At 54.8% G+C, this 16,102-nt stretch carries 18 protein-coding genes and 1 other RNA gene; 10 read left to right on the top strand and 9 right to left on the bottom strand.

What is annotated here, in order from left to right:
• Positions 1–877: 877 nt before the first annotated feature.
• From ald to IGQ16_RS01065, 6 genes are all read right to left on the bottom strand, one after another.
• Positions 878–1,969, bottom strand: a complete 1,092-nt coding sequence (gene ald / locus IGQ16_RS01090; RefSeq protein ID WP_297059930.1) for an alanine dehydrogenase — start codon at positions 1,967–1,969, stop codon at positions 878–880.
• Positions 1,970–1,976: 7 nt separating this feature from the next.
• Positions 1,977–2,825, bottom strand: a complete 849-nt coding sequence (gene pheA, locus IGQ16_RS01085; protein ID WP_297059929.1) for a prephenate dehydratase — start codon at positions 2,823–2,825, stop codon at positions 1,977–1,979.
• A gap of 81 nt (positions 2,826–2,906) precedes the next feature.
• An RNA gene (gene rnpB, locus IGQ16_RS01080) (RNase P RNA component class A) lies at positions 2,907–3,271 on the bottom strand.
• Between the two features lie 7 nt (positions 3,272–3,278).
• Positions 3,279–4,001: a DUF928 domain-containing protein gene (locus tag IGQ16_RS01075; protein WP_024125121.1), complete on the bottom strand. Its 723-nt coding sequence runs from the start codon at positions 3,999–4,001 to the stop codon at positions 3,279–3,281.
• 102 nt (positions 4,002–4,103) lie between these two features.
• Entirely contained in the window at positions 4,104–4,562 is a 459-nt protein-coding gene (locus IGQ16_RS01070; protein WP_024125120.1) for a peroxiredoxin, read from the bottom strand.
• 3 nt (positions 4,563–4,565) lie between these two features.
• Positions 4,566–4,964 carry a DUF2996 domain-containing protein gene (locus tag IGQ16_RS01065; protein WP_051372892.1) on the bottom strand — a complete coding sequence of 133 codons (399 nt, stop codon included), beginning with the start codon at positions 4,962–4,964 and terminating at the stop codon, positions 4,566–4,568.
• A 40-nt stretch (positions 4,965–5,004) separates the two neighbouring features.
• On the opposite strand from IGQ16_RS01065, the gene rimI reads away from it, so the two are divergent.
• The 6 genes from rimI (at position 5,005) to aroC (ending at position 9,755) form a co-directional block, all read left to right on the top strand.
• Entirely contained in the window at positions 5,005–5,547 is a 543-nt protein-coding gene (gene rimI, locus IGQ16_RS01060) for a ribosomal protein S18-alanine N-acetyltransferase (RefSeq protein ID WP_024125118.1), read from the top strand.
• 109 nt (positions 5,548–5,656) lie between these two features.
• Positions 5,657–6,832: a transaldolase gene (locus IGQ16_RS01055; RefSeq protein ID WP_297059927.1), complete on the top strand. Its 1,176-nt coding sequence runs from the start codon at positions 5,657–5,659 to the stop codon at positions 6,830–6,832.
• Between the two features lie 45 nt (positions 6,833–6,877).
• Entirely contained in the window at positions 6,878–7,354 is a 477-nt protein-coding gene (locus IGQ16_RS01050; RefSeq protein WP_157869784.1) for a ChuX/HutX family heme-like substrate-binding protein, read from the top strand.
• A gap of 6 nt (positions 7,355–7,360) precedes the next feature.
• Positions 7,361–8,299, top strand: coding sequence for a TIGR01777 family oxidoreductase (locus IGQ16_RS01045; protein WP_024125115.1), 939 nt, complete (start codon positions 7,361–7,363; stop codon positions 8,297–8,299).
• Positions 8,300–8,310: 11 nt separating this feature from the next.
• A complete protein-coding gene (locus IGQ16_RS01040) occupies positions 8,311–8,649 on the top strand; it encodes an iron-sulfur cluster assembly accessory protein (protein ID WP_024125114.1) in 339 nt (112 codons plus the stop codon).
• Between the two features lie 14 nt (positions 8,650–8,663).
• Positions 8,664–9,755: a chorismate synthase gene (aroC, locus tag IGQ16_RS01035; protein ID WP_297059925.1), complete on the top strand. Its 1,092-nt coding sequence runs from the start codon at positions 8,664–8,666 to the stop codon at positions 9,753–9,755.
• On the opposite strand, the gene IGQ16_RS01030 is transcribed toward aroC, so the two are convergent.
• The gene (locus tag IGQ16_RS01030; protein ID WP_024125112.1) at positions 9,752–10,474 is read right to left on the bottom strand and encodes a Bax inhibitor-1 family protein; all 723 of its coding nucleotides are present in this window, start codon (positions 10,472–10,474) and stop codon (positions 9,752–9,754) included. The two genes, aroC and IGQ16_RS01030, sit on opposite strands and share 4 nt — an antisense overlap.
• 77 nt (positions 10,475–10,551) lie before the next feature.
• Positions 10,552–11,391, bottom strand: a complete 840-nt coding sequence (murI, locus tag IGQ16_RS01025) for a glutamate racemase (protein ID WP_297040956.1) — start codon at positions 11,389–11,391, stop codon at positions 10,552–10,554.
• Positions 11,392–11,762: 371 nt separating this feature from the next.
• Between murI and alr the strand changes: the two genes are divergently transcribed.
• The gene (gene alr, locus IGQ16_RS01020; protein ID WP_297040955.1) at positions 11,763–12,914 is read left to right on the top strand and encodes an alanine racemase; all 1,152 of its coding nucleotides are present in this window, start codon (positions 11,763–11,765) and stop codon (positions 12,912–12,914) included.
• Between the two features lie 6 nt (positions 12,915–12,920).
• On the opposite strand, the gene IGQ16_RS01015 is transcribed toward alr, so the two are convergent.
• Positions 12,921–13,370 (bottom strand): nucleoside deaminase, encoded by a 450-nt coding sequence (locus IGQ16_RS01015; protein ID WP_297059923.1) that lies wholly within the window; start codon positions 13,368–13,370, stop codon positions 12,921–12,923.
• 110 nt (positions 13,371–13,480) lie between these two features.
• On the opposite strand from IGQ16_RS01015, the gene rfbB reads away from it, so the two are divergent.
• From rfbB to rfbC, 3 genes are read left to right on the top strand one after another with little or no spacing between them, the layout of a single operon-like run.
• Entirely contained in the window at positions 13,481–14,560 is a 1,080-nt protein-coding gene (gene rfbB, locus IGQ16_RS01010; protein ID WP_297059921.1) for a dTDP-glucose 4,6-dehydratase, read from the top strand.
• Positions 14,557–15,468, top strand: coding sequence for a glucose-1-phosphate thymidylyltransferase RfbA (gene rfbA, locus IGQ16_RS01005; RefSeq protein ID WP_024125107.1), 912 nt, complete (start codon positions 14,557–14,559; stop codon positions 15,466–15,468). Before rfbB ends, rfbA begins: the two co-directional genes overlap by 4 nt.
• Positions 15,437–15,985, top strand: coding sequence for a dTDP-4-dehydrorhamnose 3,5-epimerase (gene rfbC, locus IGQ16_RS01000; protein ID WP_297059919.1), 549 nt, complete (start codon positions 15,437–15,439; stop codon positions 15,983–15,985). Before rfbA ends, rfbC begins: the two co-directional genes overlap by 32 nt.
• Positions 15,986–16,102: the final 117 nt, after the last annotated feature.

Genomic DNA, 16,102 nt, shown 5'->3' with positions numbered 1-16,102 from the left:
TTTCCATTGATTCGGCTGGAGGCGCTCCCAGCACACTCGATCGCTGCCCCCATAGGCTTCGGCATTGAATACTGGCATCAGCACCGATAGCAGCGCCCTGTTGCTTTAACTTTAATTATTGGCAATTATTGGCAGTCATAACACAATCCATCCAGGGCAATACAGGTCTCGTGTGTCGAAGACGAAGATAAAACAGTGAATTTACGATGGTATCCTTTGCAATTCTTGTCAAGTCTATTCTCAAACAGCTCAGCGCTGGTGACTACCCCGTCCTAAATTCTCAACTGTTCTTCAAAATCTGGTTGACCTAGATGCTCGACCAAGGGTTAAGCAGCATGAGAGCCTTATTTGATCGCTTGAATCATTCAGGGATTAGGGTGGACATCTCCACTTTTTCGAACGCTAAAAAACTCAGGACAGCACCTTATTTGAGGGGATTGACACTCATCTGACGTTTCAAGGGCAAAAGAGACATCGTTCTTCCAGTCTGATGGTGTTTTCTATCAATTCAACCTTCGACCAGACATTTGATCTGACCAGACATTTGATCTAATGATCTAAAGCTGACGTCAAGCCAAATGAAAGCGGGACCTATAAGGGCAGTCCAGCCAGAGCCCCCCTAGAAAGTCCTCTCTAGGTAGCTAGGTAGGACAACTGTAGCACAACCCATTTGCAAGCACCTAGTCCAGATTATTATTTTGTTTCTGTAAAATTTTAGAGCCGTGACTTCCTAGGGGCTCAATTCCTCTGTAGAACTGGGTTTCAGGGAAATTCAAGCACCTCACAAATCTGCTAGCCTTAAGGCTGATGGTGTCTGGATTGGGCAAAATTCCTGAGCTAGGAGAATATTTGAATCCAGAGGTGCTTGATCCACCCCCTACAGATCAGGAAAGACAACCTGCACATCGGGATGGACTAAATGGTGCTGCTTGACCACTAAACCCTTGGCAAGAGCAGGGGAGAGCTCGAGGGCGCGATCGCCATGATCGGCGAGGCAAAGGATATAGGGCAGGGTGCTATTCGTCAGGGCTTGGGTTGCTGTCCAAGGCACCGCTCCCGGCATATTGGGCACGCCATAGTGAACCACACCAAAGGCGGTATAGGTGGGGTTGGAATGGGTGGTGGGTCGCAGTGTTTCCACACAGCCCCCCTGATCCACCGCCACATCAATAATGACTGCTCCGGGCTGCATCCTTTGCACAAGGGACTTGGGCACCAAACAGGGAGGACGCTGACCCGGCACCAGAACAGCACCAATCACTAAGTCCGCTGCGGGCAATCGCTCAGCAATCACATGAGAACTGCTGTAGAGGTACTCTACCCGTGCGCCAAAGAGGGTTTCTAGGTACTTGAGGCGCTCGACATTGATATCGAGAATGCTCACCTGTGCCCCCAATCCCACGGCCATCCGTGCGGCTTCTGTGCCGACGACACCGCCCCCCAGAATGACCACTCGCCCCGGCCGCACCCCCGGAATGCCGCTCAGGAGTACTCCCCGTCCCCCTTCGGTACGCTCTAGGAATCGGGCCCCAAACTGCACCGCCAAGCGACCGGCAATCATGCTCATGGGGGTTAGCAGCGGGAAGCTGCGTTGGTGATGGTGCGTTTCTTCAACGCTTTCGTAGGCGATCGCTGTTGTCCCCGATTGCAGAAGCGCCACCGTTAGTTCACGACTGGCGGCAAGGTGCAAGTAGGTAAAGAGTAGTTGGCCAGAACGCAAATAGCGATACTCCGAGGGCAAGGGTTCCTTGACTTTGACCACCAGTTCGGCCTCCCAAGCTGCTTGAGCCGTAGCCACGATTTGGGCACCTGCGGCAATATAGGCCTCATCGAGAAAGCCTGAACCCACCCCCGCGCCACTTTCAATGAGAACTTCATGGCCGCGCTCCCGCAGACTTTGCACTCCCGCTGGCGTCAGACCGACGCGGAATTCTTGATCCTTGATTTCCTTGGGGACACCGATACGCATGGCTAGTTTATTCTCCGAGGTCGAGAAATTGATAACTACCAAAGACTTTCAGCACATCTGTAGCCTCCCTAAGTGCCAGCAGACAATCAGCCACCACATCGGGGCGACCATTCACCTCTAGATCAACAAAGAAGAGATAATCCCCTAGAGCACGTTTGCTGGGGCGCGATTCAATGCGACTGAGGTTAATCTGGCGATCGCTAAAAAGTTGCAGCACCTTGAGTAGGGCACCGGGGGCATTGGCCTTGAGGCTAAAGGCAATGGAGGTGTGGGTATCCCCCGGCTGTGGCCAGCCTTCTCCCTGTTGGCGACTCACCACCCAAAACCGCGTGCAGTTGTCGGGAAGGTCCTGGATTTCGGTGGCGATAATGGGCAATTGATGGAGTTGGGCTGCCCGCACGCTGGCGATCGCCCCCACCCGATCCGACTGTGCCACATATTGCAGCCCTTCGGCAGTGGAGGTCACGGGACACTGGCGAGCCTGGGGAAGATAAGCTTGCAACCAGCCCTGGCACTGTCCTAGAGCTTGGGGATGGGAATAGACCGCTTGAATTTGGGCTAAATCTGTGGTTTGGGCAATGAAGGCATGGACAATGGGGCGGATAAAGGCGTGCTGAATGTGGAGCGTATCCAATCGCCACAGGGAATCCAAGGTGATGTTGACACTGCCCTCCACGGAGTTTTCGCTGGGCACTAGGGCTAAATCTAACTCCCCCGCCGCCAAGGCCTCAAGACAGCCAGCGATCGTTGCCACGGGAACTAACCTTAGGGCTTCTCCCCGGTGCCAGTGGGCGTAGCTTTGAGCCGCTTCTTCACTATAGGTGCCCACTGGGCCAAGATAACCCAGCCTCACCATAGAGGATCCAGACAAGAGGGGCAAAGACTCAAGGGCGCATCCTCACAAGGGAATTCTCAAGATCCTACTTGAAAGGGTCAATGAATGAGTTAGACGTAAGCCGGGTTCTGTTCAAAGGGTGGTTATCTATCTGGGACACTTGTTACCAAGTGCCTCTAGCGGTTCTGGCTAGCAAAGAACTGGGGAAAAGACCAACCCTGGTTCCTTAGCGCTAGCACGCCTTGCTTCCAGCCGGGGTTTACCGAGCCAACATCTCTCGATGTTGCTGGTGCGCTCTTACCGCACCGTTGCACCCTTGCCTGTGAGGTTTCCCTCCATCGGCGGTATATTTCTGTGGCACTTTCCTCGCGGTCACCCGCACTGGGCGTTACCCAGCAAGCTTGGTCTTTCGGAAGCCCGGACTTTCCTCAGGAGTGGCAGACTCCCGCAACCACCGCGCTAACTCATTCACTTTTATTGTACTAGGGGCGCTTGAGCAATACTCCCGAGACCAACGGCAGATAATATGGCGACCCATTGGCTGCGGGCTAGATTCCGCGTGACTGCATTCCCCTGCAGCTCGGCCAAAATCGCCAAGGTTTCGTACCAAAGGCCCGCATCAACTGCTGCCCCAAGGCGATCGCTCCCACTCTTGCCCTGAAGTTTCTTGGCCACATCCGTGGCGGTCTGCACCCGTGAAATCACCCCACTGACAGAGATAAAAGCGGAGGGATCATCGGCATCAGCACCACACAGCAGGGTAAAGGTCCAGCGGTAGTCTTGGCCAGCTTGGAGTTGCACATTGGGCCTCAGTGCCAGAATCCCCGGTTCAGTGGGCAGATTCACGACCATTGTTGCTAGGGGACGCTGCTCAGCATCCGCAATCGTCACTTCCCCTTGGGTGGCTTTGCTCTTAGGCACAAAAACAAAGAGAGTGGGGGCAGCCACAGCGGTTTGGCCAAAATGAGTATCGGGAAGCAGGGCGGTTAAACGTTCATTACCAGTGACACAGGCACCACGGGTTGCTCCACCAAAGCGACTGCCAGGAACACCACGGTTTGGCAAATTCGCCCGCAGCCGCGCCACAAGACTGGAATGTTGGTTAACCACAGGGGGTGTTCCCTGGGCAAGGCTGAGAAAACTAAGGGGCAATAAAAAGAAGGTCACCGCAGGCACAAGGGCAAGGCAGGAACGCATGGCCAAACTCCTAAGAATCATGGCTCTAGCGTAGCCCTAGGGAGTAGGCCTGGGCAGTGAACTCAGTTACGCTGGGGTGGTGATGGCGATCGCTCCTTTTTTTCACAACTGGCGCAAAATCTTGAGCGCCTCGTCCACGTGGGCTTTGAAGTTGAGCATGGAGTCAAAAACGTAGCGCACCACGCCCTCCTTGTCAATGACATAGGTGACCCGGCCGGGAAAGAGGCCAAATAGAGAAGAGGCACCATACTGCTGGCGAACCTTGTTGTCGGGATCACTAAGGACAAGAAAGGGGAGCTGGTGATTTTTCTGGAAGTCCTGCTGTCGGGCCACAGAATCGCCACTAATGCCAATTACTTCGGCACCCAGTTCTTGAAAGATGCTGTAGGCATCGCGAAAGGCACAGGCTTGAATGGTGCAGCCGGGGGTTTCTGAAGCTGGGTAAAAGTAGAGGACAACGTTCTTTTTGCCACGAAAGTCGGAGAGCTTCAGCCTGCGGCCATCGGCGGCCGTGAGTTCAAAGTCAGGGGCGCGATCGCCCACGCGCACAGCAGTTGCCACCGCCTAATTTCCTCCCAGCCACTTTTGGCCATTCAGGCGCTGCATGACCCCAAAGACCAGGAGATCCAGTGTCACTTTGCGCTCATCCCCCAAAAAGGGTTCAATGGTGCTGGGGGCAATGCCGCCGCTGCTACAGACAAAGGCCTTCGGTCCTTGGATATTCCCCTCTAGGAAGTAGAGGCGAAACTGATACATTCCCTTGCTCCACTCACCAATCACGGTATTGTCCTCTAGACGCAGGGTCACATCCCCCACCTTGGCGCTGAGGGCGTTCTTAAGAGCAGGTAAAAAAGCCTCGTGAATAAACTCAGCAAAGGGTTTATCCTCAATGGCGGGAGGCTTTTCTTTCTTTGGAGCTTGCGTGGGCGTTTCTTCTGCCATAGCGCTACGACACGGTACCATTTCCTCTGCATGATAGCACTCTCCCTTGCAGGCAACGGCCATGGGGCAATTAGAATTACGACGCCCAACGATTAAGGATTTAGATAGCATTGTTCAACTGGATCAGGTGTGTCTGGGGGGCTTTTGGTCGCACCAAGGCTATGCCCGTGAATTGGAAAATTCCCACCATACGCTGCTGGTGGTGGCCACCCTTGATCAGGTGTGGGGCTGTGGTGTGAGCTGGGGAATTGCCGATGAATTGCACCTGGTGCTGTTGATGGTGCATCCGCAGTGCCGGCGACAGGGTTTGGCGGGCTTACTCCTGTGTCGGCTCTTGCAACTGGGGCACCAGGGGGGCGATCGCCAGTGGGCAACTTTGGAAGTACGGGCTAGCAATGAAGCGGCCCAACGCCTCTATCAGCACTTTGGCTTTGAGCTGGTTGGACGGCGTCCCCACTACTACGACAACCCCCCAGAAGATGCCCTGATTCTTTGGCGCAATCACCTCAATACTCCCGAAACGGGTCAGGAACTTCAGCAGCACTGGCAGCATTGGCGATCGCGGGTGGAGGCACAAGGTTGGTCCCTCAGCGATTGCACCTAGAGCCCCCTAGGGAGCCTAAAGATGACATATTGCGCTTTGTTACGGCGCTTTCCCCTACCCTTGGGTGGGCGAACCATAATGAAAGGGACACGTTTGGGAGACCTGTCTCATGAACTTGCTGGAACAGTTGCGACAAATGACCGTGGTGGTCGCTGATACGGGAGACATCCTCGCCATCCAAAAATTTACCCCCCGCGATGCCACCACGAATCCCTCGTTGATTACTGCTGCTGCCCAAATGAAGGAGTACCAGCCCATTGTGGATGAAACCCTGCGCCAAGCCAAAGCGGATTTGGGGTCTGGTGCCACTCCCCGCGAGATTGTCTCCCTTGCTGTGGATCGCTTGGCGGTGGCCTTTGGCTTGAAAATTTTGCAGATTATCCCCGGTCGGGTCTCAACGGAAGTGGATGCGCGGCTCTCCTACGATACGGCAGCGACGGTAGAAAAGGCGCGGGAGTTGATTGGCCAATACGAAGCCGCCGGCGTGGGGCGCGATCGCGTGCTGATTAAAATTGCCTCCACCTGGGAAGGTATCCGCGCTGCTGAAATTCTCGAGAAAGAGGGCATTCACTGCAATTTAACACTGCTGTTTGGCTTCCATCAGGCGATCGCCTGCGCTGAGGCGGGTGTGACACTGATTTCCCCCTTTGTGGGTCGCATTCTCGACTGGTACAAGAAAAAAACGGGCCGTGCTGAGTATCCGGGGCCTGAGGATCCGGGGGTGATCTCCGTCACCAAAATCTACAACTACTACAAGAAATTTGGCTATCCCACGGAAGTGATGGGGGCCAGCTTCCGCAACATTGGCGAAATTATTGAACTGGCAGGTTGTGATCTGTTGACGATTTCACCGGCCCTGCTGCAAGAGCTGCAAAACACGAGGGGCGAGCTAAAGCGCAAGCTGGATCCGGCGATCGCTGCCACCCTCGACATTGAAAAAGTTCCCATGGATGAGGCCACCTTCCGCAAGATGCACGCGGCTGATGAGATGGCCAGTGAAAAACTCGAGGAAGGGATTAAAGGCTTTACCAAAGCTCTGGAAACCCTTGAAGATCTCCTGAGCCGGCACCTGGCCCGTATCGAGGGGGAAGCAACCCTCACCCATGCTGCTGAAGAACTCTTCCATGTTTATGATCTTGACGGCGATGGCATTATTACCCGCGAAGAGTGGCTCGGCACCGATGCAGTCTTTGATGCCCTCGATGCCAACCACGATGGTAAGGTCACTCCAGAGGATATGGGGGCGGGTCTGGGAGTTGTGCTGCACTTGGCTCAGGCAAAATAGAGAGCTCACTCGGTAGGCTTGCATCGGCATCCCCTGTGCGTCACAGTGGAAGAAGCGTTCATAGCTGATGCACCAACAATGTCCAATTCTTCTCCCTCCTTCCAGCAATTCCTCAGGGATTGCGAGCAACTGGGGCTACTGCGCCTTGTCGTCACCAATGATGTTGCGGTTTTGGAGGTGCGATCGCCCCTCACCAAGATCTTCTATGCCGAACTGCCCAAGGGGCGCTATGCCAATATGCACACCGAGGACTTTGAGTTTCACCTGAATATGGATCAGGTGGCCAAAATCCGCTTTGAGGAGGGGCAAGCCAAACGGGGGAATTTTCCCACCTATGCCATTCGCTTTCTCGATAGCAATGAAAAATCTGTCCTCAGTGCCTTTTTGCAGTGGGGCAAACCCGGCGAGTATGCTGAAGGCCAAGTGGCCGCTTGGCAAGCCCTACGGCAGCGCTACGGCCCAGAGTGGCAACCGGTAGTGGCAGCCCTTGAGGCAAAAACCGCCAGCGCAACCCATGGATAGGCATTTATGAGAGTCGTTGTAACCGGCGCTACTGGATTTGTGGGGCAGCAGGTCATCAAAGCCCTCGGCGATCGCGGCGATCAAGTAGTTGCCCTAGTACGCTCCCCTGGGAAAGCCGCCAAGCAATTTGCTGGCATGCCCCGTGTGGAACTGGTGGGCTACACCCCCAAGGCCGCCGGGGATTGGTTCTCTGCCCTTGAGGGGGCGGATGCAGTCATTAACTTGGCAGGTGAACCCCTTGCCAATGGCCGCTGGACAGCTCAGCGCAAGCAGGAGATCTACGACAGTCGCGTGGTAGGGACGCAGCAGTTAGTACAGGCGATCGCCCAATGTCAACAGCGACCGCGGGTGTTGGTCTCCACCTCTGCCATTGGCTACTACGGCACCAGTGATACAGAAACCTTTGTTGAAACCCATGCTGCGGGAAATGATTTTCTAGCCAAGGTCTGTGTGGACTGGGAAGCCGCTGCCCAAGGGGTCACGGATTTAGGCGTGCGGTTAGTGATTCTCCGTTTTGGCATTGTCCTTGGGGAGCAGGGAGCACTGGCCAAGCTTCTATTGCCCTTTCAGTGGTATCTGGGAGGGCCTCTGGGGTCTGGTCAGCAGTGGTTTTCCTGGATTCATCAGCAGGACTTAGTGCGCCTTATTCTGACTGCTGTGGATCACGGGGGAATGCAGGGGGTTTACAATGCCACTGCCCCGGAGCCACTGAGAATGGTAGACTTTTGCCGTGTATTAGCAGAGGTGATGCAACGCCCCGCGTGGTTGCCTGTGCCCCCCCCAGTGCTGCAACTGCTGCTTGGGGAAGGGGCTGATGTGGTGCTCAAGGGGCAGCGGGTCTTGCCGGAGCGGACGCTGGCTGTGGGCTTTCAATTTGACTACCCCAACGCCAAGACGGCTCTAACCAACCTCCTCAAACCACGGTATACTGAGGGTTCCCCCTAGTTTTGTGCAAGATGGTGGAATTGACCCCCGCAGCTATTCAAGAGTTGGAACGTCTCCAAGCCCACGGCGTTAGTCGAGGCCTGGCAGCCATTCTGCGGATTCAGGTACAACCCAGTGAGTGCGGTGACTGGCGCTATGATCTGGCTCTTGTGGCTGAACCTAAACCGACGGATTTGCTTACCCAGTCCCAGGGCTGGACGATCGCGATCGCGGCTGAAGCGGCGGAGGTATTGCGGGGTTTGCGGGTAGATTACATTGAAGACTTAATGGGGGGCGCCTTTCGCTTCCACAATCCCAATGCCAGTCAAACCTGTGGCTGTGGTATGGCCTTTCGGGTAAGCAGATCGTAGGGTTGAACAGCAGTATGGGCAATACCTTTGGGCATCTATTTCGCGTCACCACCTTTGGCGAATCCCACGGGGGTGGGGTGGGGGTTGTCGTGGATGGCTGCCCTCCCCGGCTAGAACTCTCGGAAGTCGATATTCAAAAGGAACTGGATCGCCGCCGCCCCGGTCAAAGTCGTCTCACGACCCCTCGCCAAGAGCGCGATCGCTGTGAAATTCTCTCCGGCGTCTTTGAGGGCAAAACCCTGGGCACCCCCATTGCCATTCTGGTGCGCAACAGGGATACTCGCCCTGAAGATTATGCGGAAATGGCGCAGGTCTATCGCCCCTCCCATGCGGATGCCACCTATGACGCCAAGTACGGTATTCGCAACTGGCAAGGGGGTGGGCGTTCCTCGGCCCGGGAAACCATTGGGCGGGTTGCAGGGGGGGCGATCGCCCGCAAAATTCTTACCCAGGTGGCGGGTACGGAAATTATTGCCTACGTCAAGCGGGTTAAGGATATTGAGGCGGTTGTGGATCCCGATACCGTTGCCGCCGCTGCCGTTGAGGCCAACATCATGCGCTGTCCCGATGCCGCCACCGCCGAAAAAATGATTGCCCTGGTGGACGAAGTACGGCGGCAGGCGAACTCCATTGGCGGTGTCATTGAGTGTGTGGTTCGCAATGTCCCTGTGGGCTTGGGCTCACCGGTTTTTGACAAACTGGAAGCGGATCTAGCCAAGGGGGTGATGTCCCTGCCTGCCAGTAAGGGCTTTGAGATTGGCTCTGGCTTTGCCGGTACCCTGCTCACGGGTCAAGAGCACAACGATGAGTTCTACACCGATGAACAGGGGCGAATTCGGACCCGCACCAATCGCTCCGGGGGGGTTCAGGGGGGCATCTCCAATGGTGAAAACATTATTTTACGGGTAGCCTTTAAGCCCACGGCAACCATTGGTCAAGCGCAGAAGACCGTGAACCAAGCGGGTGAAGAGACAATTTTAGCCGCAAAAGGGCGGCATGATCCCTGTGTGCTCCCGCGGGCGGTGCCGATGGTTGAGGCAATGGTGGCTCTGGTTCTCTGTGACCATCTGCTACGGGATCATGCCCAGTGTCACCTGCACTTCTAGCGACTGCGATTGAGGGCAATCAGTAACCGCAGGATAAAGATAAACAAGTTGATGTAGGTCAAGTACATCGAAAGGGCAGCAGAGAGATACTGATCGTCGCGGTAGGTGCGGGGCAGCACAAAGAAGTCCACCACCGCAGCCCCCACAAAGAGCACCACGCCGATGCCGGAAATCGCAATTTCCAGAAACGTAGGCGTAAAGACACCAAAGAAGCTGAAGACGAACTGGAGAAGCAGCACCACCAGCAGGGCAATGAGCCCTAGTTGTACCGTTTTGGCAAGGGCAAAGCCATCGCGCTCCGACAGATTCGAGCCAATAGGGCTAGCGGCCATAAACGTGATGCCACAGCCCGCAGCGGCAATGATAATGCCCATAATGCCCACTGTACTGAGGGCAACCGCAATCAAACCAGAAAGGGTATAGCCCGACAGGAGGCTGTAGGTGGCCAACAGGGGCAGTGCCAGCCCATTATTCCCTTTGCGAGCCGCTCCCTGCGCCACAAAAAAGAGCACCAGCTCAGCAATAATTGCCCCAATGAATGTGGCCATGAACAGTTGGGGGGCGGCACTGAGAACCCCAAGACCGCCCCAGCTGCCGATGGCGGTGAGGATGAGACCCCCGCCCAAAAAGGGTAGGGCATTGCGAATAACATTAGGACCGACAACCGTGCTACTGCGCGCTTCGCGAATCGCCTCTTGAAAATTACTGGTACTACTCACGGGAATCCTCCAAGGGGGGTGAATAGACAACACGGCCAGATGGCACAGTTCTATTCTGCCAAAATTCCCAAGGGCACCTAGCTGGCAACAACCGCAGAGGCTGCTGGTGGCGGTACGGTTATCTCTAAGGGCGGGTGGCATTGGCTTAAGACACTTAAGGGCAAATGTTCTACCCTTGGGTAGTATCCCAGCCACTGACTCGCTAACTGGGCAAATTGTTCGGGTATCCCACTGACATAAAATTGCACTTGGCCTTGGGGGCAGGGAGTCGCCAAATTCATGGCCTCTAGTTTGCCCACGGCGGCACGGGCAACTGCATGGGCAGGATCAAGGTGATGAACCGTTGTGGGCAAATACTGCTCAATCACATGACGTAGGTGGGGGTAATGGGTGCAACCATAAATGAGGGTATCGGGGTCAAATTCCAATAGAGGGCTTAGGGTTTGACGAACAATGCGATGGACGCGATCGCCCTCTAGGCAATTGCTTTCCACCAGGGGGACAAACTCAGGACAAGCCACTTGGGCGATCGCCACGGTGGGGGAGAGTTCCTGAAGTGCCCGTGCATAGGCACCACTTTTAACGGTTGCGGGAGTGGCAATAACACCAATACGCTTTCCCAGCGTGACCGCCATTTTGGCAGCGGGGACAATCAAACCCAGGATCGGAAAGGAAAACTCACTGCGCACTTGTGTCAAGGCAAGGGCTGAACTGGTATTGCAGGCCATCACTGCCATCTTGACCCCCTGGGAATGCATCCACGTTAGAATCTCCCGCACATATTGGAGGATTTCACTGCGGCGGCGAGTCCCATAGGGCAGCCGTGCTGTATCCCCAAAGTAGAGAAAGGATTCTTGGGGTAAAAGGCTTTGGAGTGCCTGTAAAACCGTTAAGCCCCCCACCCCACTGTCAAACACACCAATTGCTCCCAGAGGATTGAGCCCTAGGGATATCTTGTGCCAGTTGTCCACTCGAACCTCGACCTCACACCAACAAAAATGCCGTTGCCCCGTGCAGAAAGAGGGCAACCACAGTCAATCTACCGCCCTTTTTACGGAAATGAAACCCGCTCAAAACCACCAGCCCCCTTCTGGGGAAGAAAGGCCTCCCCTAGATGGACTGTATATCTTGGCAAGGGCTGTAGTGCTACTCTAGCAGGTTTTGCCAAGAACCGAATGTTGACCCTAGGACTGAACATAGAGTGATATACATTGAATCACAGACTGTCAGTGGCTGTAGGGTTTGTCACCCCCTACTGGGGAATTATGGTGTGAGGATAGGAACAACAATGCTCAGTCAGGAACAGCTCACCAGTTCCCATGAGTGTGAGCGCGCATGGATTGAAATTGATTTGGCAGCCTTGGCGGCTAATACGCGCAGCTTGCGCCAGTGGCTAGCACCTACAACGGAACTTTTAGCCGTGGTGAAGGCAGATGCCTATGGTCATGGCGCACTCACTGTAGCACAGACGGTTTTAGCCCACGGTGCGACTTGGCTAGGGGTGGCAACGATTCCGGAAGGGATTGCTCTACGGCAGGCAGGGATTACAGCGCCTATTTTGGTCTTGGGATCCGTCAATTTGCCCGTCCAGGTGCAGATGATGGCCGAGTGGCAGCTGCAGCCTACCCTCTCTACACCTAAGCAAGCCCTGATTTTCTCCGACTACGCCGATCGCCTGCGCGAACCCCTTGATGTCCATTTGATGATTGATACGGGTATGTCTCGCTTGGGCTGTCCCTGGCAGGATGCGGTGGGTTTTGTGCAGTTTGTGCAGCGGCTACCTCACCTGCGCATTCAGGGGATTTACTCCCACTTTGCCAGTGCCGATGATCCAGATGCCAGTTTGATGCGGCAGCAGCAGGCCTACTTTGAACAGGTATGGGAACAAATTTCTGCCCTGGGTTTAGGTGCTGTGCGCCGTCACATGGCCAATTCGGCAGCAACATTGGCCAACCGCAGTAGCCACTACGACATGGTGCGCATTGGTTTGAGCCTTTACGGCGTGTATCCTGCGTCCCATTTACGGGATGTAGTGCCCCTGCGACCCGTCATGCAGGTGCGATCGCGCATTACCCTCTTGAAAGAGATTCCCGCTGGCACAGGCGTTAGCTACGGTCATCAATTCATTGCCCCTAAACCGATGAAAATTGCCGTTGTTGGCATTGGCTATGCCGATGGGGTGCCGCGTCTTCTTTCCAACAAGCTCGAAGTCCTCGTCCAGGGAAAACGGGTGCGCCAAGTGGGGGCAATTACGATGGATCAACTGATGATTGATGTGAGTGACATTGATGGGCTCCAGGAGGGGGATGTGGTAACCCTCCTTGGGGAAGATGGCGGCGACTGCCTGACGGTGGAAACTTGGGCGGAAGCCCTCGGCACAATTACTTGGGAAATTCTCTGTGGCTTCAAGAACCGCTTGCCGCGTATTCCTGTCTCCTAAATTTTGCTAGGCTTCTTTGGCAGTGAGTTTGCCAATGTCCTCAAACCAGAGCTGGGGATACTGGGCAATAAAGTCACGCATTAGCTGCTGGCATCGCTCCAAGTTCAGGTCAATCACCTCAACGCCGTGGGCTTCCATAAACTCCCGTGCTCCCGCAAAGGTCTGGGATTCACCAGCAATCACCTTTTTGATGCCAAACTGCACCACAGCACCAGCACAGAGATAGCAGGGCATCAGGGTTGAGTAGAGCACCGTATCCTCATAGCAACTGATGCGACCGGCATTGGCCAGACAATCAATCTCCGCATGTAGAATTGGGCTGCCCCGCTGTACCCGCTGGTTGTGACCACGACCAATGATTTGGCCATTGCGCACCAAGACGGAACCAATGGGAATGCCACCTTCTTTGAGTCCTTGCTCTGCCTCAGCGATCGCTGCCGCCATAAATTTGTCCATGGTTATCCGCCTAAGTAAATATGGAGCTTCATTTCTAGTAAACCTCTTTTTTTTGAACAGGTGTCTCGTCTTGGTATGATGCAAGCCAAAATCTGGTGGTGTTAGTGCCCATGATCAAGATTTTGGTAACAGGTGGCGGCGGGTTTATTGGCGCCAACTTTGTGCGGCTTGCCCTCACGGAGGGCTGGGGGGCGGTGCTCAACCTTGATAAAGTGACCTATGCCTGTCACCCCGGTACCCTAGCCATGCTGGAGCAACTGCCCAATTATCAATTTGTGAGGGGAGATGTGGGCGATCGCCCCCTTGTCCGGGACCTGTTGCAAACCTTCCAGCCCGCCGCTGTCATTCACTTTGCGGCTGAGAGCCATGTCGATCGCTCCATCAATAGTCCGCGCGACTTTATCCAAACCAATATTGTGGGCACAGCTAATCTCCTAGAAGAAGTTAAAACCTACTGGCAACAGCTCCCCTCCGGGGCCCAGGAAGCCTTTCGCTTCATTCACATTTCCACCGATGAAGTCTATGGCAGTCTTGGCCCCGAAGATCCGCCTTTCCGAGAAGACACCCCCTATGCCCCCAACAGCCCCTATGCTGCTTCAAAGGCCGCCTCTGATCACCTGGTGCGTGCCTACCACCACACCTACGGGCTACCCACCCTCACCACTAACTGCTCCAACAACTACGGTCCCTACCAATTTCCAGAAAAACTAATCCCCCTAGTGATCTGCCAAGCCTTAGGGGGGCACCCCCTGCCCCTTTACGGCGACGGACAAAATGTGCGCGATTGGCTCTACGTTGAGGATCACTGCCGTGCGGTCTATACCGTCTGGCAAAAGGGACAGGTGGGCCAAACCTACAACATTGGCGGCAATTGTGAAAAGCCTAACCTTGAGGTTGTGCAAACCCTCTGTGATCTGCTGCAAACCCTGGTACCCCGGTCTGGCTTAAATTACCGCAGTTTGATTACCTTTGTGAGCGATCGCCCCGGTCACGATCGCCGCTACGCTATTGATGCCACTAAAATTCAGCGGGAACTGGGGTGGCAGCCCCAAGAAACCTTTAGGAGTGGCCTAGAAAAAACCGTACAGTGGTATCTTGCCCACCAAGATTGGGTGGAAGCCGCCCGCACTGCTGATTACCGGGCTTGGCTGGTCACTCACTACGGCAGCGTTCTCGCTCATTGCCCATGAAAGGAATTATTCTCGCTGGCGGCTCAGGTACGCGTCTGTATCCCCTAACCCGGGTGGTCAGTAAACAACTGATGCCCATCTACGATAAGCCGATGATTTATTATCCCCTCTCCATCTTGATGCTGGCGGGAATTCGGGAGATTCTCATTATTTCCACCCCAGAGCACCTCTCTCTTTTTGAGAAACTGCTTGGCAGCGGTCAGCAATGGGGGCTATCGTTCAGCTATTGTGTGCAGCCGCAGCCCAATGGCTTAGCGGAAGCGTTTATTTTGGGGCGCGAATTTTTGCAGGGGGAACCTGTGTGCCTGACCCTTGGGGATAATCTTCTCTACGGCCATGATCTTTCAGAGAAGTTGCGCCGAGCGGCTCAACTCACCAAAGGCGCCCTGATCTTTGGCTACCGGGTGGCCAACCCGCAACAGTACGGGGTGATTGAATTTGATGCCAGCGGTCGCGTTCTCGGTATCGAGGAAAAGCCAGCAGTGCCCAAGTCCAACTATGCCGTGCCGGGGATATATTTTTATGACCAGCAGGTGTGCGATTTGGCAGCTCAGCTGCAACCTTCAGCGCGGGGAGAACTGGAAATTACTGACCTCAACCGCCTTTACCTAGAAAAGGAACAACTGCAGGTGGAATTACTCGGACGCGGCTATGCGTGGCTCGATACCGGTACCTATGATCTGCTGCAACAGGCCAGTAGCTTTATTCGCACCCTAGAGGAACGACAGGGGGTGAAAGTTGCTTGCTTAGAAGAAATTGCCCTACATCAGGGCTACATTACACCGGCGCAACTTTATGAACTGGCACAATCCCTGCGCAAAAGTAGCTACGGCCAATATCTCTTGCAAGTTTGGGCAGAAGTGACAGGAGGAATCCATGGTCAAGGTACAACCGCTGGCGATCGCTGACGTTCTGCTTTTGGAACTCCCTGTCTTTCGAGATCAACGCGGCTTTTTCCTGGAAAGCTTTAATCAACGAGCCTTTATGGCGGCCACAGGCTTGGCGGTAAACTTTGTTCAAGACAATCATTCCGCCTCTCAGCAGGGCGTTTTGCGAGGGCTCCACTACCAGCGCCAACACCCCCAGGGCAAACTCGTTCGGGTCATCGAGGGGGAAATTTTTGACGTGGCCGTTGATTTGCGGCGCTCTTCACCCACCTGGGGGCAATGGGTGGGAACATGGCTGAGGGCCGAAAACTTCCAGCAATTGTGGATTCCCCCTGGCTTTGCCCATGGCTTCTGGGTAAAATCCCCAAAGGCACAAGTCCTCTACAAAACCACCGACTACTACAATGCCGGGGATGAATATACGCTGCTGTGGAATGACCCCACCATTGGCATTACCTGGCCAATTGACGGTGAACCCCTCCTTTCTGCCAAAGATCAACAGGGGAAGTCTATTAACGAACTTCCCCTATTCCCTTGACATAAAAAATCCCTCCCCAGTGGGGAGGGACACTCAAGGCTAGGATTGCTTACGCCCTACAAAGCGTTACCACGGGGGAGTACCTCTTCTGGGAAGACAAAGTTTTCATGGGGTTGG

Origin of the sequence: Thermosynechococcus sp. M3746_W2019_013, assembly GCF_015296045.1 — a bacterium.
GTDB lineage: Bacteria > Cyanobacteriota > Cyanobacteriia > Thermosynechococcales > Thermosynechococcaceae > Thermosynechococcus.
This window is presented reverse-complemented; position numbering and strand designations above follow the sequence as displayed.

Excerpts from the sequence above, each read along its gene's own strand:
- rfbA (WP_024125107.1), top strand. The coding sequence starts at position 14,557 with ATGAAAGGAATTATTCTCGCTGGCGGCTCAGGTACGCGTCTGTATCCC.
- IGQ16_RS01055 (WP_297059927.1), top strand. The coding sequence starts at position 5,657 with ATGAACTTGCTGGAACAGTTGCGACAAATGACCGTGGTGGTCGCTGAT.
- pheA (WP_297059929.1), bottom strand. The coding sequence starts at position 2,825 with ATGGTGAGGCTGGGTTATCTTGGCCCAGTGGGCACCTATAGTGAAGAA.
- IGQ16_RS01045 (WP_024125115.1), top strand. The coding sequence starts at position 7,361 with ATGAGAGTCGTTGTAACCGGCGCTACTGGATTTGTGGGGCAGCAGGTC.
- alr (WP_297040955.1), top strand. The coding sequence starts at position 11,763 with ATGCTCAGTCAGGAACAGCTCACCAGTTCCCATGAGTGTGAGCGCGCA.
- rfbB (WP_297059921.1), top strand. The coding sequence starts at position 13,481 with ATGATCAAGATTTTGGTAACAGGTGGCGGCGGGTTTATTGGCGCCAAC.
- rimI (WP_024125118.1), top strand. The coding sequence starts at position 5,005 with ATGGGGCAATTAGAATTACGACGCCCAACGATTAAGGATTTAGATAGC.
- IGQ16_RS01065 (WP_051372892.1), bottom strand. The coding sequence starts at position 4,964 with ATGGTACCGTGTCGTAGCGCTATGGCAGAAGAAACGCCCACGCAAGCT.
- IGQ16_RS01075 (WP_024125121.1), bottom strand. The coding sequence starts at position 4,001 with ATGCGTTCCTGCCTTGCCCTTGTGCCTGCGGTGACCTTCTTTTTATTG.
- ald (WP_297059930.1), bottom strand. The coding sequence starts at position 1,969 with ATGCGTATCGGTGTCCCCAAGGAAATCAAGGATCAAGAATTCCGCGTC.
- aroC (WP_297059925.1), top strand. The coding sequence starts at position 8,664 with ATGGGCAATACCTTTGGGCATCTATTTCGCGTCACCACCTTTGGCGAA.
- rfbC (WP_297059919.1), top strand. The coding sequence starts at position 15,437 with ATGGTCAAGGTACAACCGCTGGCGATCGCTGACGTTCTGCTTTTGGAA.
- IGQ16_RS01015 (WP_297059923.1), bottom strand. The coding sequence starts at position 13,370 with ATGGACAAATTTATGGCGGCAGCGATCGCTGAGGCAGAGCAAGGACTC.
- IGQ16_RS01040 (WP_024125114.1), top strand. The coding sequence starts at position 8,311 with ATGGTGGAATTGACCCCCGCAGCTATTCAAGAGTTGGAACGTCTCCAA.